Source organism: Roseovarius halotolerans (assembly GCF_900172255.1).
GTDB classification, from domain to species: Bacteria; Pseudomonadota; Alphaproteobacteria; order Rhodobacterales; family Rhodobacteraceae; genus Roseovarius; species Roseovarius halotolerans.
Map to the genome: position 1 here is coordinate 717,216 of NZ_FWFU01000001.1, position 23,991 is coordinate 741,206.

21 protein-coding genes are annotated in these 23,991 nt (G+C 63.8%); 14 read left to right on the forward strand and 7 right to left on the reverse strand.

Annotated elements, in window-relative coordinates:
* Positions 1-17 precede the first annotated feature (17 nt).
* Complete coding sequence (locus ROH8110_RS03530) at positions 18-380, forward strand: SPW repeat domain-containing protein (RefSeq protein WP_052453269.1); 363 nt, start codon at positions 18-20, stop codon at positions 378-380.
* Between the two features lie 438 nt (positions 381-818).
* Here the strand turns inward: ROH8110_RS03530 and ROH8110_RS03535 are convergent, their stop codons facing one another.
* Positions 819-1,889: a site-specific integrase gene (locus ROH8110_RS03535; RefSeq protein ID WP_043869992.1), complete on the reverse strand. Its 1,071-nt coding sequence runs from the start codon at positions 1,887-1,889 to the stop codon at positions 819-821.
* 179 nt (positions 1,890-2,068) lie between these two features.
* Between ROH8110_RS03535 and dusA the strand changes: the two genes are divergently transcribed.
* The 3 genes from dusA to ROH8110_RS03550 all read left to right on the forward strand — a co-directional run bounded on the left by dusA (position 2,069) and on the right by ROH8110_RS03550 (position 4,741).
* Positions 2,069-3,037: a tRNA dihydrouridine(20/20a) synthase DusA gene (gene dusA, locus ROH8110_RS03540; RefSeq protein WP_245962758.1), complete on the forward strand. Its 969-nt coding sequence runs from the start codon at positions 2,069-2,071 to the stop codon at positions 3,035-3,037.
* A gap of 97 nt (positions 3,038-3,134) precedes the next feature.
* Complete coding sequence (locus tag ROH8110_RS03545; protein WP_085816339.1) at positions 3,135-3,959, forward strand: sulfite exporter TauE/SafE family protein; 825 nt, start codon at positions 3,135-3,137, stop codon at positions 3,957-3,959.
* Positions 3,953-4,741 carry a hypothetical protein gene (locus ROH8110_RS03550; RefSeq protein WP_085816340.1) on the forward strand — a complete coding sequence of 263 codons (789 nt, stop codon included), beginning with the start codon at positions 3,953-3,955 and terminating at the stop codon, positions 4,739-4,741. Before ROH8110_RS03545 ends, ROH8110_RS03550 begins: the two co-directional genes overlap by 7 nt.
* Positions 4,742-4,750: 9 nt before the next feature.
* On the opposite strand, the gene ROH8110_RS03555 is transcribed toward ROH8110_RS03550, so the two are convergent.
* From ROH8110_RS03555 to ccmI, 3 genes are read right to left on the reverse strand one after another with little or no spacing between them, the layout of a single operon-like run.
* The gene (locus tag ROH8110_RS03555) at positions 4,751-5,008 is read right to left on the reverse strand and encodes a DUF1289 domain-containing protein (protein ID WP_085816341.1); all 258 of its coding nucleotides are present in this window, start codon (positions 5,006-5,008) and stop codon (positions 4,751-4,753) included.
* Positions 5,005-5,481: a Holliday junction resolvase RuvX gene (gene ruvX, locus ROH8110_RS03560; protein ID WP_085816342.1), complete on the reverse strand. Its 477-nt coding sequence runs from the start codon at positions 5,479-5,481 to the stop codon at positions 5,005-5,007. Before ruvX ends, ROH8110_RS03555 begins: the two co-directional genes overlap by 4 nt.
* Entirely contained in the window at positions 5,478-6,731 is a 1,254-nt protein-coding gene (gene ccmI / locus ROH8110_RS03565) for a c-type cytochrome biogenesis protein CcmI (RefSeq protein ID WP_085816343.1), read from the reverse strand. The genes ruvX and ccmI overlap by 4 nt, the downstream gene beginning before the upstream one ends.
* Positions 6,732-6,948: 217 nt before the next feature.
* On the opposite strand from ccmI, the gene ROH8110_RS03570 reads away from it, so the two are divergent.
* The 7 genes from ROH8110_RS03570 to rarD all read left to right on the forward strand — a co-directional run bounded on the left by ROH8110_RS03570 (position 6,949) and on the right by rarD (position 14,484).
* A complete protein-coding gene (locus tag ROH8110_RS03570) occupies positions 6,949-8,193 on the forward strand; it encodes a sarcosine oxidase subunit beta family protein (RefSeq protein ID WP_085816344.1) in 1,245 nt (414 codons plus the stop codon).
* A gap of 85 nt (positions 8,194-8,278) precedes the next feature.
* Entirely contained in the window at positions 8,279-8,608 is a 330-nt protein-coding gene (locus ROH8110_RS03575) for a sarcosine oxidase subunit delta (protein WP_085816345.1), read from the forward strand.
* Positions 8,605-11,616, forward strand: coding sequence for a sarcosine oxidase subunit alpha family protein (locus ROH8110_RS03580; RefSeq protein ID WP_085816346.1), 3,012 nt, complete (start codon positions 8,605-8,607; stop codon positions 11,614-11,616). Before ROH8110_RS03575 ends, ROH8110_RS03580 begins: the two co-directional genes overlap by 4 nt.
* Positions 11,609-12,181, forward strand: a complete 573-nt coding sequence (locus tag ROH8110_RS03585; protein ID WP_085816347.1) for a sarcosine oxidase subunit gamma — start codon at positions 11,609-11,611, stop codon at positions 12,179-12,181. The genes ROH8110_RS03580 and ROH8110_RS03585 overlap by 8 nt, the downstream gene beginning before the upstream one ends.
* A gap of 98 nt (positions 12,182-12,279) precedes the next feature.
* Positions 12,280-12,879 carry a superoxide dismutase gene (locus tag ROH8110_RS03590; RefSeq protein ID WP_085816348.1) on the forward strand — a complete coding sequence of 200 codons (600 nt, stop codon included), beginning with the start codon at positions 12,280-12,282 and terminating at the stop codon, positions 12,877-12,879.
* A 157-nt stretch (positions 12,880-13,036) separates the two neighbouring features.
* On the forward strand, positions 13,037-13,495 hold the full coding sequence (locus ROH8110_RS03595; protein ID WP_085816349.1) for a host attachment family protein: 459 nt from the start codon (positions 13,037-13,039) through the stop codon (positions 13,493-13,495).
* Positions 13,496-13,587: 92 nt separating this feature from the next.
* The gene (rarD, locus tag ROH8110_RS03600) at positions 13,588-14,484 is read left to right on the forward strand and encodes an EamA family transporter RarD (RefSeq protein WP_085816350.1); all 897 of its coding nucleotides are present in this window, start codon (positions 13,588-13,590) and stop codon (positions 14,482-14,484) included.
* On the opposite strand, the gene ROH8110_RS03605 is transcribed toward rarD, so the two are convergent.
* Positions 14,445-14,996, reverse strand: coding sequence for an LOG family protein (locus ROH8110_RS03605; RefSeq protein WP_085816351.1), 552 nt, complete (start codon positions 14,994-14,996; stop codon positions 14,445-14,447). The genes rarD and ROH8110_RS03605 overlap by 40 nt on opposite strands.
* Before the next feature lie 101 nt (positions 14,997-15,097).
* Here ROH8110_RS03605 and ROH8110_RS03610 point away from each other — a divergent pair, with 101 nt between their 5' ends.
* The 3 genes from ROH8110_RS03610 (at position 15,098) to ROH8110_RS03620 (ending at position 18,799) form a co-directional block, all read left to right on the forward strand.
* On the forward strand, positions 15,098-16,501 hold the full coding sequence (locus ROH8110_RS03610; RefSeq protein ID WP_245962757.1) for a LysM peptidoglycan-binding domain-containing protein: 1,404 nt from the start codon (positions 15,098-15,100) through the stop codon (positions 16,499-16,501).
* 115 nt (positions 16,502-16,616) lie between these two features.
* A complete protein-coding gene (locus ROH8110_RS03615) occupies positions 16,617-18,428 on the forward strand; it encodes an ABCB family ABC transporter ATP-binding protein/permease (RefSeq protein WP_085816352.1) in 1,812 nt (603 codons plus the stop codon).
* Positions 18,425-18,799, forward strand: a complete 375-nt coding sequence (locus ROH8110_RS03620) for a hypothetical protein (protein WP_085816353.1) — start codon at positions 18,425-18,427, stop codon at positions 18,797-18,799. The genes ROH8110_RS03615 and ROH8110_RS03620 overlap by 4 nt, the downstream gene beginning before the upstream one ends.
* A gap of 22 nt (positions 18,800-18,821) precedes the next feature.
* On the opposite strand, the gene ROH8110_RS03625 is transcribed toward ROH8110_RS03620, so the two are convergent.
* Positions 18,822-22,601, reverse strand: a complete 3,780-nt coding sequence (locus ROH8110_RS03625; protein ID WP_085816354.1) for an efflux RND transporter permease subunit — start codon at positions 22,599-22,601, stop codon at positions 18,822-18,824.
* Positions 22,598-23,830, reverse strand: coding sequence for an efflux RND transporter periplasmic adaptor subunit (locus ROH8110_RS03630; protein ID WP_085816974.1), 1,233 nt, complete (start codon positions 23,828-23,830; stop codon positions 22,598-22,600). The genes ROH8110_RS03625 and ROH8110_RS03630 overlap by 4 nt, the downstream gene beginning before the upstream one ends.
* Positions 23,831-23,991: the final 161 nt, after the last annotated feature.

Genomic DNA, 23,991 nt, shown 5'->3' on the forward strand with positions numbered 1-23,991 from the left:
AGAAAGGAGGTAACACCATGAGCAAGACCTGGACCACGAACTATGACAAGCTTGGCGACGGCATCAGCCTTCTCGCGGGCCTAGCCCTCGCTGGGTTGCCCTTCGTCGTCACGATGACCGATATTGCCTTCTGGAGCGCCCTACTGACAGGAGGACTGATCGCAGTGCTTGCCGCAATTGCGCTTTGGCGACCGCATGAAGGGCTTGACTGGGCGCGTATGGTTGCGGGTGTCTGGGCTGCGATCAGCCCATGGGCTCTCGTAGCCGGCTTCACGCTCAGTATCGCGCTTGCCCATGTGGCCCTCGGCGTGCTCGCGCTGGCCTTTCCCGCCTGGCGGCGCTGGAAGAACGACGGTGGGAATTCTGCTCTGACAGCCTAATTTGGCTACCGGCCCCGCGAACGGGGCCGGTAGTTTCTTACGTTGTTTGAAAGACCAACGAAGTAGTGACGCGTTATCGGGATTTAAACCTCCACCTTCGGAGGGCAGCGCTCAAGAGTGCTGTCGCGTTTCCGCCAAGGCTAAGCTACCGCTCGAAATAGCAATTCCAGACCGCGGGAAATCCCCACAACCATCGCAATTTTCTTAGATACATCTCTAACATCATCTGGCCCCATGGGCCGACCGTCCAGTGGCAAGTTATGATGGGTGCGCCCTCCCGCAACCATCTTTACTTGCTCGGGGCGCAAGTTGTGATCAGATCCTGCCCCCGCAACCAACGATACTTCGATAATTTGAAGGCAGATCGCTTGGAGTGTGGCCTATTTGAGCTTCCTTCAAAGTTTCAGGCTGGGGAACCTTCGGCAAGGCGGGCTGAGCTCAGGCTCTGTCGATTGCGACCTGCATTCCCGGCCAGTTTGCATATTTGTCGCCTGTTTCTCGGATGTGCGTATAGCGTTTCAGGCTAACCCAAGACCTGTGTCCGCTGACCGCCGCGACATGGGGGATGTTCCAACCCATCTCGAACAACCGGGAAATGCCTTCGTGGCGCAGATCGTGGAAGTGCAGATCCTCGATCCCGAGTAGCTTGCAAGCGCGTGTGAAGTTGGTCGTGATCGCGTCCGGGGAGTAGGGGAAGATCTCAGCCTTGCTCTTGCGCATACTGTCGATGACCCGAATGGCCTCCTCAGGCAGATCGACCCAGGTATCGTTTCCGAGTTTTTCGCCGGGATGCTTCATGTCGCGGACCAGGATGCGCTTGTGCTCCTTCTGAAAGTCATCCCAGGTGAGCCGGGTGATCTCTGCCTGTCGGCGCGTCGAGAAGAGAGCGAAAACGATCACCTTGTGCATGGGCATGGCTTGAGGCGTTCTCTGGCGCCGATCAATGAAGTGGGCCAGCAGCCGGTCGAGTTCATCAAGGGTGGGCCTGCGGTTCCGCTGCGCAGAACGGGAGATGATCCCCATGCGGCGCGCGACGGTGATCGCGTCTCTCATCTCCCGGTCATCCAGTCGAAAGTCCCACATCGGTCGGGCTATGGCGAAAATGGAGGCGAGATGGCTCGCGTAGTTCCCGACGGTTTGCGGTTGTCCAGGCAGTGACTGAAGGAACTCGATGATATCCTTCGCCTTGATGGTGGAGCAGGGCAGATCGGCGATCGGGTAGGTGGTGATGGTCCTGAGGACCTGCGCTTTCGTGCGGCCGATGTCCTTCACGGCTTCCTCGGTATAGCGCTCGATCGCTTTGGACAGCGGGGGATCGGATGCGTTCAACTCTTCCAGCGCACCAGGTCTTGCTAGCTCTTTCTCGCGTTTCTTTATCCAGGCGGTCGCAGCTGGACGTCTGTCAAAAGTCTTCGTCTCATGATAGACGGTGCCCTCGCGCATCACTCGTACACGTGCCCTGTAGCTGTTATGTCCATCCTTGCGTTTGCGCGTGGTGATCGAGCCCATGATGGTCTCCCCATTTGGTCCATGGAACTGTATTTGGTCCACAGGACCAAATCCAGTGTCAAAATCGACTGATTTGGTCCATAATGAGCGGAAACGAGACGAGCTGAAGGTGCGCCGAAGTGGCTGAGAAAAAAAGAAAAAAGGAGATATCAACGGCTTCCCGTCTGTCCGTCGCGCCCATGATGGATTGGACCGACCGGCATTGCCGATACCTGCACCGGCTCATGTCGCGGCGCGTGTTGCTTTATACCGAGATGGTGACCGCTCCGGCGCTGGTGCGCGGGGGGGCGGTGCATCTGCTGGAATACGGCCCCGAAGAACATCCTGTCGCGTTGCAGCTGGGCGGATCGGACCCCGAGGAACTGGCGCAGGCGGCGCGGCTTGGGGCAGAGGCGGGATATGACGAGATAAACCTCAATGTCGGCTGCCCCAGCGACCGGGTTCAATCGGGCACGTTCGGCGCCGTGCTGATGAAGGATCCGGGCCTTGTCGCCGAATGCTGTGCCGCGATGATCGAGGTGCAACCTGTCGAGGTCACGGTGAAATGCCGCATCGGTGTCGATGAGCAGGATCCGGAGACGGTGTTGCCAGAGTTCCTGTCGCGGGTCGGCGCGGCAGGGGTGGAGCGTTTCGCGATCCATGCGCGAAAGGCGTGGCTTCAGGGGCTTTCGCCCAAGGAGAACCGCGATATTCCGCCGCTCGATTATGATTTGGTGCTACGTATGAAGGCGCTGTTTCCGGGGCTGCATCTGTCGGTCAATGGCGGGATCGGGTCGCTTGAACAGGCCCGTGGCTTCCTGGAGGCCGGGCTTGACGGCGTGATGGTCGGGCGCGCGGCCTATCACCAGCCCGCCGATATTCTCTGCGCGGCGGACCGGGTGATATTCGGAGAGGATGGCCGGGACAGCACAGCCGAGGACGCGGTGCGCGCGATGCTGCCCTATATCGCGCGCCACATGGATTCGGGCGGGCGGCTGCACCAGGTGACGCGACACATGCTGGGCCTTTTCGCCGGGCGGCCCGGCGCGCGGGCCTGGCGGCGAGTCCTGTCCGAGGGTGCAAGCCGCCCCGGCGCGGGCCCTGAGCTGGTAGAAGAGGCGCTGGCGCAGATCGAGCCTGCGATGACGGACGCCCGCGTGCGGGTCTGACGTTCGAGCGGCGAGAGAAAGCGCGCGATGCGCGGCCTTTCCCTTGGCGGAGCGCAGGTGTAAGCCTGCTGCGCGAGGACAGAGGAAAGGCGCGGATATGCCCGATACGATGCTGCTGATCGAGATGCTGGTGATGCTTTTGGTGATCGGCGCCTTTGCCGGGGTGCTGGCCGGCCTGTTGGGTGTCGGCGGCGGCATCGTGCTGGTGCCGGCGTTTTTCTATGCGTTTCAGACGCTTGGCTATGGCGGCCCGCAATTGATGCAAATCTGCCTGGCGACATCGCTGGCGACAATCATCGTGACCTCGGTGCGTTCGGTTCTGAGCCATAACAAGAAGGGCGCGGTGGAATGGTCGATCCTGCGCACATGGGCGCCGGGGATCGCGGTTGGCGCGGTGATCGGCGTGCTAGTGGCGGCAAGTCTGCGGTCGAGCACACTGCAAGGGGTGTTCGGTGTGCTGGGTATCATCGTGGGGCTTTACCTTGGGTTCGGGCGCGCGCATTGGCGGCTGGGACCGCAGATGCCGACCGGGATCACGCGGGCGGTCATGTCGCCGGTGCTGGGGTTCCTTTCGGTGTTGATGGGGATAGGCGGAGGCAGTTTCGGTGTGCCGATCATGAGCCTTTACGGCGTGCCGATCCATCGGGCCGTGGCGACGGCGGCAGGGTTCGGCGTGACGATCGCATTGCCGTCGGTGATCGGTTTCCTGTTCCTCGAGATTGCGCCTGAAAACCGCCCGCCACTGACATTCGGCGCGGTGAATCTGGTGGCATTCGTCACGGTGATCGCGATGACCCTGATCACGGCCCCGTTGGGTGTGCGGCTGGCGCACGCAACCGACCCCAAGCCGCTGAAGCGGATCTTCGCGGTGTTCATCACGCTGGTCGCGTTGAACATGCTGCGCAAATCGCTGGGATGGTAGCGGAGTTGCACGACAAGGGCTGGGCGCTGTTTCCGTCCGAAGCCAAGGTCGCGGCATGGGCGGAAGAGGCGCGCGCGGTGGCCTTGCGTCATATTCGCGATCCCGAGGCGCAGGCCAAGTGGCTGCAATGCGAGGGCACCTGGTTTGTCGGCGTCGACACGCTGCCCAACGGGCCGGATGGCGCAGTGGGGCAGGCGGGGCCGCTATCCGGGGCGGCCTTTCGCGCCGCCTGCGATCTTTATGGGGTGTTGCCGCTGCATCGCGGTCAGGTTTCGGTGATATATCCCGGCTATCCGCGTCCCCGTGCGGGCGAAAACGAGGCGGCGGCGCGTTACAGGCTGAAGCGGGACGCGGCGCATGTGGACGGGCTGCTGCCGGTTGGTCCGGCGCGTCAGCGAATGCTGATGGAGCGACATGCCTATATTCTTGGCTTGCCGCTGACGCCGTGCAACGCCACGGCGAGCCCGATGGTGGTCTGGGAGGGCAGTCACCGGATCATGCGCGACATGTTCGCCGAGGCACTGGAGGCGCATCCGGAAAGCGACTGGGGCGGGATCGACCTGACCGCGCGCTATCAGGCGGCGCGGCGCGAGGTCTTTGAAACCTGCCAGCGTGTCGAGATCGCTGCCCAGCCGGGCGAGGCGTATCTCCTGCATCGCCACGCGCTGCACGGTGTTGCGCCATGGGGCAAGGACGCCAAGGCGCCGCCCGAGGGCCGGATGATTGCCTATTTCCGTCCCGAGCTTCCGGCGGGCACGCGTGATTGGCTGGAACTGGCCTAGCGGGCCGCGTTAGCCTTGGCTGCGCTTGAGGCGGGCCGCGCGACCGCCACGGCGCTTAGCCAGAAGCGGGGCACGGTCCGGCAGGGCGGCCATGATATCGCGCCGCTCTTGCGGTTCCATCCGAGACCAGCGGGCGATCTCGTCGATGCTGCGGTAACAGCCGGTGCAGATCCGCGCCTCGGGATGCACCACGCAGAGCCGGACACAGGGGCTTTCGACCTCGTCGCGGGTCCAGACCCGGTCGTTATCGCGCTGCTCGTCCTTCATCTGCCTGCTCTCATGTGACTCAAACGGTCCAATATACCCTGAAGGATATAGGAGGCAGCGACATTGTCGATCACTTCGGCGCGACGCTTTCGGGTCGTATCCGCCTCCAGCAGGGCGCGTTCGGCGGCAACGGTGGACAGGCGCTCGTCCCAGAAGGCGATCGGCAGGTCGGTCAGCTTCTCGAGATTGCGGGCGAAGGCGCGGGTCGATTGGCAGCGCGGCCCTTCGGAACCGTCCATGTTGCGCGGCAGGCCGAGAACGATGCCGCCGACCTCGCGCGCGGTGGTGATTTCGAGCAGCCGGGCGGCGTCGAGGCTGAATTTCCGCCGTTTCACGGTTTCAAGCGGCGTCGCCGCCGACAGGAGCCGGTCGGATAACGCGACGCCGATGGTCTTGGTGCCGAGGTCCAGCCCCAGGAGCGCCCGGCCCGCCGGGAGGGCGGCGGCGAAATCCTCGACCGCCTCGCAGATCATTCGGCCACGCCGGCGGATTGCGCCGCCTGTCGGAGCATCTCCATCGCCTGTTGGTCCGCCGCGAAAATCCCCTGGGCCTCGGTCCAGATGTCGCGTGCCTGTTCGGTGTCGCCAAGCACGCCGAGCGCACCGATCAGGCGAGCCCATTCGCTGGCGTTGCCGCCTTCGGTAGCGAGGCGCTCTGAAAGACCCTGCACCATCGAGCGGATCATCTGATCGCGCTCTTCGGTGCTCATTTCACTTGCGGCTTCGATATCCTCGGCACTGGGGCCGGGGGCGGTGCCGGTTGCGGCGGCGGGCGCATCGGGCAGCGGCGGCAGGCTGTAGTCGGTCTCACCTGCGCGCCATGCGACCTCCTCGATATGCTGGCGGATCGGAGCGACCCAGGGCGCGTTCGGATTGCTTTCGCGCAGCAACGCGTCCCAGGTGCGAAACGCGGCGTCGGGGCGGTCGACCTGCATCAGGTAAAGCCCGAGGTAATAGCGCGCGGGCGCGTTGCGCGGGTCGCGTTCGAGTGCGCTGCGCAGCGCCTCCTCGGCATCCTTCGAGACATAGCCCCCCGCGGCGCTGACCATCAGCTCGGCCAGGTAGGTGTAGTCGGAGGCGCTGGCATCCGCGGATTTCACGTCGATGATGCGCTGCTGCGCCGCGTAAGCCGCCTTGTAGTCGCCAAGTGCGGCTTCGTTGCGCGCCAGAAGGGTCAAACCGCGAAGATCATCGGGGCGCTTTTCGACAGTGTCACGCAGGCGCTCCATCAGCTCGAGGAACTGCGGCGTGGCCTCGGGGTTGAGATCGGCGGCAGGCATCTGCGCCTCGATCTCGGCCTGGGCAAGACGGTTCGCGCGGGCCGCGTCCGATTGCGCGACGCGCGACTTGAGCGGCAGGTCGGAATAGCCGGGCGCGCCAAGCTGGCTGTAAAGCCCGACCGACCCCGCCGCCAGCACCAGCACCAGCAAGAGGGCCGCCACGCGGCCGCCGCGACTGGGTTGACCGCCGCTGTCGCCGCCCTCGCGCAGCTGCGCATCGGCGCTCAGAACCCGGCGAGAGATTTCCGCGCGTGTGCGTTCGGCATCCTCGGGGCCGACAACCCCGCGCGCAAGGTCGCGATCCACCTCCTTGAGCTGGTCGCGATAGACCTGCAGGTCATAGGCCGCAGGCGGCTTGTCGCCGACACGACCCCGAAGAAGGGTCAGCCCCAGAATGATGCTGACCACAAGCGCAAGCGCGCCACTGACGATCCAGAAAACCATGCTTACTCCGCCAAATCCGTCCCTCCATGTAGCGACCCGCGCCCGTGGAAAAAAGAGGCAAAGGCGCGCAGGGCAACGGGTGGATCGCGGCGTGATGTCTCAATGTCGCGAATTGGGCGTTTTATGCCGCGCCGGGTATCCTTTGAATCAGGGTTCTGTCGCATTACGCTGGCATGGCAGGATGTCCTGCGATTCCAACACTCTTCAGAGAGCGCGCATGAAACGTTACTCCGCCTTTGCCGTCGCCCGCGAAGCCCTGCGCAACCATATGGGCTGGGAGCGGGCCTGGGCCTCGCCCGAGCCCAAGAAGAAATACGATGTGATCATCGTGGGCGCCGGGGGGCATGGTCTGGCGACGGCCTATTACCTGGGCAAGAATTTCGGCATCACCAATGTCGCGGTGCTGGAAAAGGGCTGGCTCGGTGGTGGCAACACGGGGCGCAACACCACGATCATCCGCTCGAATTACCTACAGGATGCCTCGGCGGCGATCTACGAGAAGTCGCGCAGCCTCTATGAGACGCTGAGCCAGGACCTGAACTACAACATCATGTACAGCCCGCGGGGCGTTATGATGCTGGCGCAGACCCAGCACGAGGTGCGCGGTTATGAGCGCACCGCCCATGCCAATGCGCTGCAGGGCGTGACGACCGAGTTCATATCGCCCGCACGGGTCAAGGAACTGGTGCCGATCATCAACCTCGAGGGGCCGCGCTATCCGGTTCTGGGAGCGCTCTGGCAGGCGCGCGCGGGCACGGCGCGCCATGACGCGGTGGCCTGGGGCTATGCGCGGGCGTGCAGCGCCATGGGCATGGATATCATCCAGAAATGCGAGGTCACCGGCATCAGCCGCGACGGCGGGCGCGTGACGGGCGTCAGCACCAACCGGGGCGACATCGCCTGTGACAAACTGGGCATCGTCGTTGCGGGCCATTCGGGCCATCTGGCGGACATGGCGGGCTTCCGCCTGCCGATCGAATCCGTGGCCCTGCAGGCGCTGGTCAGCGAGCCGATCAAGCCCTGCATGGACGTGGTCGTGATGGCCAACACCGTGCATGGCTACATGAGCCAGTCCGACAAGGGCGAGATGGTGATCGGCGGCGGCGCGGATGGATACAACAACTTCACGCAGCGCGGATCGTTCCACCATATCGAGGAAACCGTGCGCGCCCTGGTCGAGACCTTCCCGATGATCAGCCGCCTCAAGATGTTGCGCCAGTGGGGCGGCATCGTGGACATGACCGGGGATCGCTCGCCGATCCTGTCGAAAACGCCTGTCGAGGGCGTGTTCATCAATTGCGGCTGGGGCACCGGCGGGTTCAAGGCGATTCCCGGCTCTGGCTGGGGGTTCGCGGAACTGATGGCCAAGGGGCATTCGCCGCTGACATCGGAATTCGGGCTGGAACGCTTCCGCGAAGGCCGCTTCATCGACGAAAGCGTCGCCGCGGGGGTGGCGCATTGATGGCCGGTTCATTCGCAAGATCGACAGACGCATTTCGCCGGGGCCGTCAGACGCGCCCTGGCTATCAGATCACCGGAGGCACGACATGCTGATCCTGACCTGCCCCTGCTGCGGTGTGACCGCGGAAGAGACCGAATTTCATGGCGGCGGCGAGGCGCATATCAAGCGCTACGGCCCCGGTTCGAGCGATGACGAGTTCCACGGCTACCTGTTCGAGAAGGTGAACCCCAAGGGTGTGCATTTCGAGCGCTGGCGCCATGCCAATGGCTGCGGCAAGTGGTTTCACGCCGCGCGCTGCACCGTCACGCTCGAGGTATTCGGCACCTATAGCGCGCAGACCACCGAGCCGCCGCAGGATATCAAGGACAAGATCTCGGCCAAGCGGCCGGGCTGGAGCTGGAGAGAGTTCGCATGAGCACACGTCTGGCCAATGGCGGCCGCCTTCTGAACAAGGCGCAGCCGCTGGAATTCACCTTCAACGGCAAGCGCCTGAAGGGGGTCGAGGGCGATACGCTGGCCTCGGCGCTGCTGGCCAATGACCAGATGCTGGTTGGGCGCTCGTTCAAGTATCACCGCCCGCGCGGGATCGTGTCGAGCGGTTCCGAAGAGCCCAACGCGCTGGTGGGTCTGGGCGAGGACGCCCGGTTCGAGCCCAACCAGCGGGTCACCACCACCGAGCTTTTCGACGGGCTGACCTGTGCGAGCCAGAACCACTGGCCGAGCCTTGAATTCGACGTGGGCGCGATCAACGCGAAACTGTCGCGCTTCCTGCCCGCGGGTTTCTATTACAAGACCTTCATGTTCCCGCGCTCATTCTGGAAGCATGTCTATGAACCGATCATCCGCCAGTCGGCGGGTCTGGGCCGCGCGCCGCGCGACCGCGATCAGGACAGCTACGAGCATTTCTATGCCTTCTTCGATGTCGTCGTCATCGGTGGCGGTGTTGCCGGGCTTCAGGCCGCCAAGGCGGCGGGCGAAGCGGGTGCCAAGGTGCTGTTGATGGAGCAGACCCCCCATTGGGGCGGGCGCGCGCCGGTCGATGGCGGCACGGTGGACGGGCAGCCTGTGGATAAGTTCGTGGACGAAATCGTTTCCAAATTGGAAACGATGGAGAATGTCACCCTGCGCCGCCGCATGATGGGGGCTGGGGTTTACGATCACGGCTATGTTCTGGGCTACGAGCGGGTGAAAGACCATCGCCCGGACTCGATCGGGCCGCGTCACCGGCTGTGGCGTATTCGCGCCGGGCAGGTGGTGACCGCGACGGGCGCGATCGAGCGGCCTATCTGTTTCTCGGGGAACGATGTGCCGGGGGTCATGCTGGCCTCTGCGGTGCGCGATTATGCGGTCGATTACGGGGTGTCGGTCGGGGATCGCACCGTGGTCGTGACCAATAACGACGATGCCTATCGCACCGCGATCACCCTTAAAAATCTGGGGCTGGAGATTCCGGCCATCATCGACGCCCGCGCCGGTGGCGGCGGCGCTCTGGCGGGCGAGGCGATCGAGCTGGGGATTCGGGTCGAGAACGGCAAGGGCATTGCCCGCGTCAAGGGCAATAAGCGGGTCGAGGCCGTGGAAATCTGCGTGCAGGCCGGTGAAGGTGCTGCGCTGGAGACGATCAAATGCGACGCGGTCGCCATGTCGGGAGGCTGGTCGCCGGTCGTGCATCTTTGGTCCCATTGCGGCGGTAAGCTGTTGTGGGATGATGAAAAAGCCATGTTCCGCCCGGATGTGGATAACGCGCCGACCGGTGCCGGTGGCGAGGGCTTCGTGCGCTGCGCCGGGACGGCCGAGGGGCATCTGGATCTGGATGACGTGCTGAAAAGCGCCGATGCGGCGGGCAAGGCGGCGGCCGGTGCGACGGGTCACACGCCCAAGCGCAGCAAGACGCCGGTCGGGGACAATCCGCGAGAGGCCGGAATCGAGCCGGTCTGGCTGATGCCGCAAGGCGCGGGCGTCAAGCTGCGGATGAAGGCGTGGCTGGATTACCAGAACGACGTCAAGGTCAGCGATGTTCAGCTGGCGGCGCGCGAGGGCTTTGAATCGGTCGAGCACGCCAAGCGTTACACGACGCTTGGCATGGCCACCGACCAAGGCAAGCTGAGCAATATCAACGGGCTTGCGATCCTTTCGGATGCATTGGGTCAACCCATTCCGCAGACGGGCACGACCACCTTCCGACCGCCCTATACGCCGATCTCGCTTGCGTCGATCGCGGGCGAGGCGCGCGATGAGACGTTCCAGCCGCTGCGCAAGACGCCGATGCATGGCTGGCACGCCGAAAACGGTGCCTATTGGGAACCCGTGGGCGCCTGGCGGCGACCCTATTGTTTCCCGAAACCGGGTGAGAGCATCGAAGATGCCGTTCAGCGCGAGGTCAAGGCCACGCGCGACAGCCTTGGTCTTCTGGATGCGTCGACGCTGGGCAAGATCATCGTCAAGGGGCCCGATGCGGGGCGGTTCCTCGACATGCTTTACACGAACATGATGTCGACGCTGAAGCCGGGGCGCTGCCGCTACGGTCTGATGTGCAACGAGAACGGTTTCCTGATGGATGACGGCGTGGTCGCGCGTCTCGATGAGGAAACATTCCTCTGTCACACCACGACGGGCGGCGCCGAGTCGATCCATGCGCATATGGAAGAGTGGCTTCAGACCGAATGGTGGGACTGGAAGGTCTACACGGCCAACGTGACTGAGCAGTTCGCGCAGGTCGCCGTGGTCGGACCGAAGGCGCGCAAGGTGCTGGAGAAGCTGACCGATGACGATATCAGTGCCGAGGCGCTGACATTCATGGGTTGGACGGATGTGACATTCGGCGCGATCCGGGCGCGGGTGTTCCGCATCTCGTTCTCGGGCGAGCTGAGCTATGAAATCGCCGTTCCCGCCAGTCAGGGCCGCGCGTTCTGGGACATGGTGTTGCAGGCGGGCGCGGAATTCGGCGTGACCACATACGGAACGGAAGCGCTGCACATCATGCGCGCCGAGAAGGGCTTCATCATGATCGGTGACGAGACCGACGGCACGGTGATCCCGCAGGACCTGGGCCTCGATTGGGCAATCTCGAAGAAGAAGACCGATTTCCTAGGGAAACGCGCGCAGGAGCGCCGCCACATGAGCGACCCGACCCGCTGGAAGCTGGTGGGACTGGAAACGCTGGACGGGGCGACCCTGCCGGACGGGGCCTATGCCACCGCCGAGGGCAACAACGCCAATGGCCAGCGCAATGTGCAGGGGCGCGTGACATCGACCTATCATTCGCCGACCCTTGGGCGGGGCATCGCCATGGGGCTGGTACTGAACGGACCGGACCGGATGGGTGAGGTGCTGGAATTCCCGAAGGTCGACGGCACCGTGATGCGCGCCAAGATCGTCGAGCCGGTTTTCTACGACAAGGACGGGGAGAAGCAGAATGTCTGAGTCCGTGAGCGCCCTCGGCGGTGCATCCCATGAGGGTTTCGTCCGCGCCGAGGATATGGGCCTGCGGGCCATGATCACGCTGCGCGGCGATCTGGCTTCGGCCAAGCTGCGCAAGGCGGTGAAGGGCGCGACCGGGCTCGATATGCCCGAGCAGCGCCGGATCGCGGTGGCGGATGACAGGTCGGTGGCCTGGATGTCGCCCGACGAGTTGCTGATCCTTGGCCCTTACAGCGAGGCAGGGACACTGCGCGAGACGCTGGAAAAGGGCCTCGCGGGCGAACATGCGCTGGTGGCCGACGTGTCGGACGCGCGTGCATTGTTGCGCGTTTCGGGCGGGACGGGCGTGCGTGAGGTCATCGCCAAGCTCTGTCCGGTGGATATGGCGGCCGAGGCATTTGGGCCCGGCCAGTTCCGCCGTACCCGCATGGCGCAGATCCCGGCGGCGATCTGGATGCCCGACGAGCAAAGCGTGCAGGTTATCTGCTTCCGGTCGGTCGCGGAATACGCCTTCAATCTTCTGAGGAACGCCGCCGCACCCGGCAGCGAGACGGGGTTGTTCATCTGAGGGCTGGCGCGGAAAATTCCCGCCTGCCCCTTGACCTTACAGCGCCAAGGTCACCATGTAGAGCCACACGCATTCCAATAACGAACAGGGGGCCCAAAATGGCTTTTGAACTTCCCGATCTTCCTTATTCGCATGACGCGCTGGCCGATCACGGCATGTCGCGCGAAACGCTGGAATACCACCACGACATTCACCACAAGGCCTATGTGGACAATGGCAACAAGGCCGTTGCCGGGACCGAGTGGGAAGGCAAATCCGTCGAAGAGATCATCAAGGGCACTTATGATCCCAAGGCAGTTGCGCAGAGCGGTATCTTCAATAACGCCTCGCAATACTGGAACCACAACCAGTTCTGGGAAATGATGGCGCCCGGCGGCACCGGCATGCCCGGTGAACTGGAAAAGGCCCTGACCGAAGCCTTCGGTTCGGTGGACAAGTTCAAGGAAGAATTCGCCGCCGCGGGCGCGGGCCAGTTCGGCTCGGGCTGGGCATGGCTGGTCAAGGATACCGATGGCAGCCTGAAGGTCACCAAGACCGAGAACGGCGTGAACCCGCTGTGTTTCGATCAGACCCCGCTGCTGGCTTGCGACGTGTGGGAGCATTCCTACTACATCGATTTTCGCAACAAGCGCCCGGCTTACCTTCAGAATTTCCTCGACAACCTGGTGAACTGGGAAAACGTCGCCGGCCGCATGTAAGCGACTGCGATATCAACGATATCAGCAAGATTCCGCCCCGCGCCATGATATTGGCGCGGGGTTTTGCGTATCCGGGTGATTGACCGTCGTCATGGTCTTTTGCCGCGCATTTCCGATGCTTATGTCATTTGAGACCCAAACGAGAAGGAGGGATTTCATGACCGAGCTTGCACATGGCGCATGGGTTCTTGTGGCAGACGGGGAAAAGGCGCTGTTCCTGGAAAACGTGACCGACGGGCAGGACCCGTTCCTCAAGGTCGTGCGTATGGAAAGCCAGGATAATCCCCCGATGGGCGAACAGGTCAGCGACAAGCCGGGCCGGATGGCCGATAGCGGCGTTGGCCAGCGTTCCTCGATGGAGGAGGCGGACTGGCACATGCTGGCGAAGGATCGCTTTGCGGCCGAGATGTCGGATATTCTCTACCGCCTGGCGCACCGCAATGCGTTCGACCAGATCGTTCTGGTGGCGCCGCCGCGAACCTTGGGAACGCTGCGCGACAAGCTGCACAAGGAGGTCAGCGCGCGGGTCGTCGCGGAGATCGACAAGGACATGACCAACCACCCGATTGGCAAGATCGAAAGCCTGCTGAAGGCCGAGCTGGCACGCGGAAGCTGACAGCCCGCAAGAGGGCGGGCGGGGCATTTCCCGCTTGCCTTCCGCCGCATGCTGCGCCAGCACTGGCGCACGAACAGCACGGCGGAGACGGCATGAACGAGGCAGCAAAGGGCGTAGCGGCGATGGTGGCCGCCTGCACCGTCTGGGGGCTGTCGAGCATATATTACAAGCTACTCGCTCATGTTCCGCCGATTGAAGTTCTGGCCCACCGAACGCTGTGGTCCTGTGTTTTCTTCGCATGTGTCCTGTTGATTCAGGGGCGGATTTCCCTTTTGAGGCAGGCGCTTGGCGCGCGGCGCTCATTGCTGGTGATCATTGTTGCCGCCATCGCCATTTCCATGAACTGGTTCCTGTTCATCACTTCGATCCAGATCGGCAAGGCGATGGAGGCGTCGCTTGGCTACTACATCTTCCCGCTGGTCTCGGTGGCGCTGGGTGCGATTGCCTATCGTGAACGGCTGGCGCGCGCGCAACTGCTTGCCGTGGGGCTCGCAGCGGTGGCGGTGATCACGCTGACACTCGGGCTGGGGGTTGCGCCCTGGATATCGATGGGGCTGGCGCTGTCCTTCGGGCTTTACGGTCTGGCGAAAAAGGGATTGAGCGTGGGGCCGGTCGTCTCGGTCACGGCCGAAGTGATCCTGTTGTCGCCGATTGCGCTGGCGATCCTTTGGAGCACCCATGCCGGGGGGCAGGGCGCGTTCGGGCGCAGTTGGAGCGACAGCGCGATGCTGGCCTTTTCCGGGCCTCTGACCGGCACGCCGCTGATCCTGTTCAGCTATGCGGCGCGGCGCGTCACGATGGCGACGGTCGGGCTGGTGCAATACCTGAACCCGACCCTGCAGTTCCTGGTGGCGACCTTCATCTTTCAGGAGCTGTTCAGCTTCTGGCACGCGATCGCCTTCGCGATGATCTGGACAGCACTGGCGATCTATACCTCGGCGGCCTGGCGTCAGGACAGGGCGGCGCGCAGGGCCTTGGAAAGCTCCTGAACGCTGTCGATCACCTGAATGAAGCCGTGCAAACTGTCATCGGCGAAACCCTCGGCGATCACATGGTCGATGAGCGCGATCAGAGGATCCCAGTAACCTTCGGTATTCAGAAGAAAAATCGGCTTTCCATGCAGGCCGAGCTGTCGCCATGTCAGGACCTCGAAAAATTCGTCGAGCGAACCGGCACCGCCGGGCAGCACGACGATGGCATGCGAGTTCATGAACATGACCTTCTTGCGCTCATGCATGGTTTCGGTGACGACAAAGCTGGTCAGGTCATGTTTACCCGCCTCGGCCTGCAGCAGATGCACCGGGATCACGCCGAAGGTCTCGCCGCCCGCTGCCTGGGCGGCGCGTGCGACTGCGCCCATAAGCCCCACATCGCCAGCGCCATAGACCAGTTGCCAGCCACCCGCTGCCAGCGCATGGCCCAGGTCCTTGGCGGCGGCCTGATAGGCCGGGCGCGCCCCGGTGCGTGAGCCGCAAAAGACACAGACAGAGGCAGTCGGCATCGGTTTCTTCCTACTGATCAAAGGGTTGTTTTGACCACTGATAGCCCTGTTGCTATGGTCCGGCAACCGCGTATGGCGGGGGCGCGCCTGAGGGGAATGGCATGAGCAAGATACTGGCGGGGAGCAGCTGGCCCTACATTGCGGTGACCGTTGTGGCCGTTGTGGCCACCAGTACCGCGCTTCATCTCGCCGGAGTCCTCGCGCCACCGCAGGCGGCCGATCCCGCTGTGCAGCGATCCGAACCCGAGGCCGAGGCCAAGGCCGAAGCCGGTCAGGCCGAGACGAATGAGGTGAAGAGCGATCCGCAAGCCTCTGACACCAAATCGGAAAGCGATCCGGCCAAGAAGGCTGAAACGACCGAGGAGCCCACGCCGCAAGCCACGCCCGACCTGCCAGAACCGCCGCGTATCAGTACGTTCCGGCTTGATCCCGATGGCAGCATGCTGGTTGCAGGCCGCACTGAGCCGGGCTGGGATACGTCGGTGCTGCTGGACGGTGAGAGCCTTGGCACCCTCACTGCAGGGGGCGCGGGCGAATTCGTCGAGTTCTTCTCGCTCGAGGACAGCGATCAGCCGCGCGTTCTGAGCCTGGCCATGCGTTCGCCCGAGACCGGCGAAGAGATCGCATCGCGCGACCAGATCATCATCACCCCGCGTCAACCCGCCGCTGCGCAGTCTGAATCCGTTGGCGACGTCGGCACCGCGGCCGCGGAGGCGGGAACGGCAGCAGAGCCCGCTCAGGAGCGCATGTCGACCGCACAGGACAATGTTGCCGCTGAGGCAGCAGACGAGCAGAGGCCCATGTCGGAGCAGGGGCAGGGGGATGCGGCGCCAGAGATTGCCGCCCTTCCGGCGCCCGATGTCCCTGACGCGCCCGATGCGGCGCAAGCGCAGGATGATACGCCCGAGCCAACCGCAGCCCAGCCCGCTGCGCAGGCGTCGACCGGGCAGGCCGTGCTGTTGTCGGACGAAAGCGGCGTGCGGGTCCTGCAGGCGCCCGAGCCGCAGGGCGCACCGCCCGAAGCGATGTCGAGTGTGGCGATCGACGCGATCACCTACTCGGATCAGGGCGACGTCGTGCTGTCGGGACGCGGCAAGGGGCTGGGCTTTGTGCGCGCATATCTGGACAACCGCGCACAGGGTGCCGCGCAGATCGCGCAGGATGGTCAGTGGCGGATGGACCTGCCGGATGTCGCCAGCGGTGTCTATACGCTGCGGGTCGACGAGCTGGACGGTGATGGCACTGTGACCTCGCGCGTAGAAACCCCGTTCAAGCGCGAAGATCAGGCGGTGCTGGCCGAGCATGAATCGCAAAGCGAAGAGAGCGCGACGCAGGTCCGGGCGGTAACGGTTCAGCCGGGCAATACGCTCTGGGCGATTTCTCGGCGCAACTACGGCGAGGGGCTGATGTATGTGCGCATCTTCGAGGCCAATCGCGACCGGATACGCGACCCGGACCTGATCTATCCCGGACAGGTCTTTACCGTGCCGCCCGCTGCCGACTGAACGCTGCCGCGCGCGCCAATTCCATCCCGGACGCGCAACACCAAAGAGCGGCGGGGCTGGCCATTCGCCGCCCCGGCGCATAGGGTCGCGCGGCACAGATCGAGCAGGCTGAACGATGCGCCGAACCACCCTGACCACCACGGAAATGCCGGCCAATGGCTGGACCACGATCCGCCGGGTCTCACCCTATCTCTGGCCCGACGGGCAGGCATGGGTAAAACGGCGCGTCGTGCTGGCGCTGATTGCGCTGGTGCTGGCCAAGCTGGTCGCCGTGGGCACGCCCTTTTTCTACAAGGCGGCGGTCGATGCGCTGGCGGGCGAAAGCAGCGGCGATGCCTGGATGCTGGCCTTCGGCGCGGTCGGGCTGACGGTGGCCTATGGCGGTGCAAGGCTGATGAATGTCGGCTTCCAGCAGTTGCGCGACGTGTTGTTCGCCCCGGTTGCGCAACGCGCGCTGCGTCGTCTGGCACTCGAGACCTTCACCCACATCCATCAGATGTCGCTGCGATATCACATCACCCGCAAGACCGGCGGGCTGAGCCGGATCATCGAGCGCGGGGTCAAGGGCGTGGAATTCCTGCTGCGCTTCCTGCTGTTCTCGATCGGGCCGCTGGTGCTGGAACTGCTGATGATCGGGGTGGTGCTGTGGACGCTCTTTGACATCTGGTATCTGGCCGTGGTGGTGGTGGTGATCGCGGCCTATGTGGCCTTTACGTTCAAGGTTACCGAATGGCGCGTCAAGCAGCGCAAGGAGATGAACGATCAGGACACCGACGCCAACCAGAAGGCGATCGACAGCCTGCTGAATTTCGAGACGGTGAAGTATTTCGGCGCCGAGACGCGCGAGGCGGAACGCTATGACGCGGCCATGCAGGGCTATGAGCGCGCGGCCCTGCAGACATCCTATTCGCTGGCCTTCCTGAATTTCGGGCAGTCGCTCCTGATCACCGGAGGGCTGGTTGTAGTTATGGTGATGGCCGCAATCGGGGTGCAGGGCGGCAGCATGTCCGTCGGCGATTTCGTCATGGTCAACGCCTACATGATCCAGATCACCATGCCCTTGAATTTCCTCGGCACGGTCTATCGCGAAATCCGGCAGGCGCTGGTCGACATGGCGGAGATGTTCGGCCTGCTGGAACAGGAACCGGATATCCGCGAGAAACCCGATGCGCGTGATCTGAAGGTCGCCGGGGCCTCGGTGCGGTTCAGCGATGTTGTGTTCGGTTATGACGCGGCGCGTCCGATCCTCAAGGGGATCACGCTCGATGTGCCCGCAGGGCGCACCGTGGCCGTGGTCGGCCCGTCGGGGTCGGGTAAATCCACCATCGGGCGCCTGTTGTTCCGCTTCTACGATGTCCAGAGGGGCGCGGTCACGATCGACGGTCAGGATCTGCGCGATCTCACACTGGACAGTCTGCATCTGGCGATCGGGGTCGTGCCGCAGGATACGGTGCTCTTCAACGACTCGATTGGTTACAACATCGCCTATGGCCGCGCCGGAGCGAACCAGGCGGATGTCGAAGAGGCGGCGAAGGCCGCGCAGATCCATGATTTCATCATCGGGCTGCCCGAGGGTTACGACACGCAGGTCGGCGAGCGGGGGCTGAAACTTTCGGGTGGCGAAAAGCAGCGCGTGGGAATTGCCCGCACGCTTCTGAAGGATCCGCCGATCCTGTTGCTCGACGAGGCCACCAGCGCACTTGATACCGAGACCGAGCGCGACATTCAGGGTGCGCTCAAGCGCGCGGGGCAGGGGCGCACGGTGATCACGATCGCGCATCGCCTGTCGACCGTGGCCGATGCCGACCGGATTGTGGTGCTGGAGGATGGCGTAATCGTCGAAGAGGGCAGCCATGCGGACCTTCTGGCACGCAAGGGCCGCTATGCCAGCCTGTGGCAGCGTCAGCAGGCCGAAGAGGCTGCATGACGCGGCGCGACAAGGCCTATCCGCAAACCCCGGACGGGCGCTATTTCGTCGCCAAGGGAAGGCTTTGGCGCAAGAGCGATCCCTCGCTTGACAAGAGCACGCGCCGCGCGGCCGTCAGGGCATTGATGCAGGCACGCCGCGCCGTGAAGCTTGCCGCGACCGAGGCCGAAACGCGCGCCGCGCGCGACGAGGTGGACGCAGCCAAGCGCCGCCTCGGAGAACGCGGTCCGGTCTGGTGGGATGATGGCGCACCCGACGAAGGCCGAAAGCACCCGGCAAACAGCCGCTATGCCGATTGGTGGACAGGCTTGACGCCAAGGCAGCGCGCTGCAGGCGAAGGCAAGGCCGACGAGAGCGCCGGGCCTCGATAAGCCGGGCGGGTCAGTCAGGAGGCTATTCGGCGGCTCGCAGGGGCTTGCCGTCGGAATCGCGCTGTCCGACCACGCGCTTGATGTCGTCGGGGCGGGGGCCTTCGGCATCCTCGTCAACGTAATCCCCCGCGCGTTCATCGGGCCAGAGGAGTTCAGGAGCCCGCACCCGGCGCGCGGCGGAATGAAGCGCCCAATCGCGCGCCGCGCGGCTGGCGCGGCCCATCGACATCGCCGCCAGCGCCCGCGCAGCCCAGCCGACATAGGTGCTGGCCCAGATCCGAAGCGCCAGCATCGAGGGTGTGAAGACCAGCGTCAGCATCGTCGCGATGCCAAGCCCGAACACCACAGCGGTGGCCAGCTGTTTCCACCACAGGGCGGTTGGCGAATTGAACGAGTAGCCGCCATTGACGAAATCGAGGCTGAGTCCGATCACCATCGGCGCAAGTCCTGCCATCGTGGTGATGGTCGTCAGCAGAACCGGGCGGATACGTGCCTCGGCGGTGCGGGTGATCGCCTCGATCCGGGGCATGTATCGGCTGAATTCCTGATAGGTGTCGATCAGCACGATATTGTTGTTTACGACGATCCCGGCCAGCGCCACGATGCCCGTGCCCGTCATGATGATCGAGAAGGGCTGGTTCATCACCAGCATGCCGATCAAGACGCCGGTCGTGGACAACACCACCGCCAGCAGCACGAGAACCGCATTGTAGACGCTGTTGAACTGGGCCAGCAGGATGATGAACATCAGTCCGAGCGCCCCGGCGAAGGCTTTTTGCAGGAAGGCGCCGGATTCGGCCTGATCCTCCTGATCGCCGGTCCATTCATAGCTGATCCCGGCAGGCAGCACGCCGCTGTCGAGCCATTCCGTAAGATGCGCGATGCGTTCGTTGGCGTTGATCGGCACGTCCCCGGTGCCATCGGCATCGGCGGGCCGGGTCAGGCCGGGAGCCACCGCAGCCTTGATGTCGAAATAGCGGGTCTGGTCGACGCGGTCGATCTGGGCCAGTTTCTGAACCGGCTTTCGGGTGATGAAATTCGATAGCGGCACCAGCCCGTCCGAGGTGCGCACCTTGAGCGAATCGAGAGTGCTGAGCACGCGGTCTTCCTTCGGCAGGCGCACACGAATGTCGATTTCCTCGTCCGATGAAGGGACGCGCATCGTATCGAGCAGGATGCCGCGGGTTACGAGCTGCACCATCGCTCCCACCGTGGCCACATCGGCGCCATAGCGCCCCGCCTTTTCGACATCGACGTCGATCTGCCAGTCGATGCCGGGCAGGGGCAGGGAATCCTCAATCTGGCGCAACCCGGTCGTCGTGTCGAATTTCTCGCGCGCCATTCGGGTGGCCTGTTGCAATGCTTGCCAGTCGTCGCCCTTGAGGCGCAGATGTACCGGCTTGGCCGAGGCCGGACCGCGTGCCTGGGCGAGGATCTCGATCTTGATGCCGGGAAGCTTTTCGAGGTCGGCGGTCAACTCGTCGATGATCGTATCGCCGTCATAGGCCTCGGCGCTGATGGCGCGCGTCACCTCGTAGCCGAGCACCGGGATGGTGAACCAGGTTTCACGCGATTGAGGGCGCTCGTCCCAGGGGATCGTTTCAAACTGAACCTGCCCGATCGTATCGAGCGGGGCCTCGGCGCCACCGGTATTGTTGGAGAGCCCGCCTTCGCCGGCGAAGGCGAAGACAGTCTCGACGCCGGGGTGCTGCGCGACGACGCGTTCAGCCTGGGCGACAAGGCGGTCTTTCTGTTCGATCGACAGGTTCCCGCGCCCGCGAACATATACGATGGCTTGCTCGGGTTCGGATTCGACGAAGAACTCGGTGCCGCGGTTGTTGTTGATGTAGAAGATCAGGACAGTGCCGACCAGCACGAAGACCATGCCGAAGGTGACCAGAGGCATCACCGGGTTGCCGGAGATGAAATGGATCACCCGCCCGAAGGGCGTGCGACGGTAACCAGCGGAGATACGGGCCTCACGGCGCGGAAAGAGGCGGCGGCCAAGACCACCGGCGCGGTTCCGCATGCGCCGCGCGATGGCCATCAGCCCCAACAGTGTCGCGACGACGCCCGCGACCCCGGCCGCCAACAGAGCGACCGCACCGACCAAGAGCGAAAAGACCATGCCCAGCAGCGGTATGACCGAGGTGAAGACATGCGCGGAATCCATCGCCTCGAACGCCGCGGTCACGCCGTTCAGCAGCACCGGCAGCAGCCAGCCCGCCAGCATCATCGCCACCACCGCCGCCGGGAAAAGCAGCAGATGCCAGAGCCAGAAGCCGTCTGCGATCTGATTGATCCTTATGTTGAACCAGCGCTCCGTTCGCCCGGTCACACCGCCCATGACTGGCAGGTAAACCAGGGCAACCAGGAGCGACGCGGAAAGCACGAAGATCAGCGTGACCGGGAGCATCCCCATGAACTCGCCCGGCACGCCGGGCCAGAACAGCATCGGCAGGAAGGCGCAGAGCGTCGTGGCGGTAGAACTGACCACAGGCCAGAACATGCGCTTGGCTGAGGCGACATAGGCATGCATCGGGCCTTCGCCCTCGCTAATGCGCTTGTCGGCGTATTCGACCACCACGATGGCCCCGTCCACCAGCATGCCGACCGAAAGAATGAGCCCGAACATCACGATATTCGAGATCGTCACGCCCATCACCGCAAGGATCGCGAAACACAGCAGAAACGATGTGGGAATGGCAAAACCGACCAGCAGCGAGGGCCTGAGACCAAGCGCGGCCAGAGTCACGATCATGACCAGCGCGATGGCGGTCAGCACCGAGCCTTCCAGCTGCTTGACCATTGATTCCACCGTGCGCGACTGGTCGTTCGAGGTTCCGACATTGATCGCGGCATGCAGTTCGTCGGGCCATTCGGCGCTGGCTTTGTCGACCGTCTCGCGCACAAGGTCGGATGTTTCGATGATGTTGAAGCCCTTGCGCTTGACCACCTGCAGCGCGACGGTCTTTTCGCCGTTGAACCGCGCCGTTCCCTGTCGATCCTCGAAGGTCAGGTTGATCTCGGCCAGATCGCCGAGCGTCACGACGCGATCGCCATTGATCTTGACGGGCAGGCGATAGATGTCGCGGGTGCTTCCGAAGGAGGACGGGATCTTGACCGAGAACGCGCCGGAATCGGTCTCGATTTCACCGGCGGCGATCAGCAGGTTGTTGTTGCGCACCACGTTGATGAGCTCATTTGCGGTGACGTTGTAGGCCTCAAGGCGCAACGGGTCGATGATGACCTCGACCATCTCGTCTCGGTTGCCCGCGATCCCGGCCTCGAGCACCGCTTCAAGACCCTCGAGACGATCCTGAAGATCCTTGGCCAACCGCGCCATGGTGCGTTCAGGCACGTCGCCGCTGAGATTGACGATGATGATCGGGAATTCGCTGAAATTGATCTCGTAGATCGAGTATTTCTCAGCGCCTTCGGGAAATTTGGCCTCGGCCGCGTTCATCGAGTCGCGCATATCGGCCATGATCTTGGTCTTGTCCCAGCCGAACTCGAACTCGAGCGCCACGCCGGCATAGTTCTCGGCGGCAGTGCTGCTCATGGTCTTGAGCCCGTCGAGATCGCTCAGTTCGGTCTCCATCACCTTGACCAGCAGTTTCTCGCTGTCCTCAGCGGAGATGCCGGGGAAGGGCACCGAGACGAAGAGAGCCGGAATCTCGATGTCGGGCTCGCCTTCCTTGGGCAGGCCGATATAGGCAAACGTGCCCGCCAGAACCGAAAGCACGACGAAGGCGATCACCATGCGGGCTCGCGCGGCGGCCCAGTCGACGATGCCGGTCACTGGCCCAACTCCTCGTAGCTTGGGTTCACCTTGACCCCGTCATTCACGTATTCCTGACCGATCACGATGACATTTGCCTGATCGGGCAGGCCGGTGACCCAGACGCCGTTGGCGGTATCTCGCATCAGTTTGACCGGGGTGAAGACGGCTTCGCTTTCGTCGGTGACAAGGCGCACGCCAAGCGCGCCCTCGTCGTTGAGGGTCAGCGCCGATTGGGGCAGCAGATGCGCAGGGGTGCCATCGGCGGAGATGACGATCTCGGCGGTTTGCCCGTCGCGCAGCGCCAAATCGGGATTGTCGACGCGAATCTCGACCCGGAATGTGCGCGTGGTCTGATCGGCTTGCCGGGACAGGAAGGTGACCTTGCCGCGAACGGTTCCGCCTGATGCAAGCTCGGCTTCGGCAGGTGCGCCGAGATTGATCCGGTCGACCTCGGTTTCGGGCACGAACCCGACAAGGATCGCCGGATCGAGCTGTATCACCGTGGCGCAGAGCGCGCCGGGTTGCAGCAGGCTTCCCAACTCGGCGGAGTCGCTTTCCAGAAGGCCGCCAAAGGGAGCGCTAATGGTAAGGCGCTCGATTTCCTTTTGCGCGGCGGCGACAGCGGCCTGTGCGGCCTCGATCTGGGCGCTGGCGCCCTCAAGGCCGCTGCGCGCGGTTTCTACAGCGGCTTCAGCGGAGCGCAGGGTTGCGCGCGTTGAGGCCAGCCGGGTCTGCGACGCGAAGCCGTCCTCGGACAGTCGCGCGGCGGCGTTCTCGTTGATCCGCGCCTCTTCAAGACGCGAGCGCGCCTCCTCGACGCGGGCGCGCGCCTCTGGCACGCTGGCGCGGGCGGCGTTCAGGCGCGATTTCGCCTCGGTCAGGGCGGCTTCGCGCGTGCCGGGATCCAATTTGCAAAGCACCTGGCCTTCGTCGACGAAATTGCCTTTGCGCAGCGGTTCCGAGATCACCTGTCCCGAGGTTTCTGCACGCAGATCGACCTGCCGGTAGGCCTCGGTCTGACCGCGCAGGATCACCGCGCTGTCGATGCCGCGCGCAGTCGACTTGACCGCGACGACGCCGACCACAGGGGCGTCGTCGGCCGACTCGTCGGTCGCTGCCGCGCTATCCTGTGCCGCTTGGGGTTGTTCGGATTCGGAAGGTGACCCGGTCAGGCGATCGCGCTCGAAAACGAACACGTAAATCAACCCGGTGACCAGGATTGCGGCCAGAATCGGGAAAAGTCGCATCTTTGGTCCCTTCTCGTCGGCCCTGCGGCCGCGCAGAAAAAAGTCGGATCGAACCGGGTTCATCCGATCAGCTTACTCTAAACTATGTTGTTCAGATTAAACCTTTAGGCTAGCTGCTGCAAGACGGTCGGTTCGCGCCCCTTGGCAGGGCCGGGTGGACG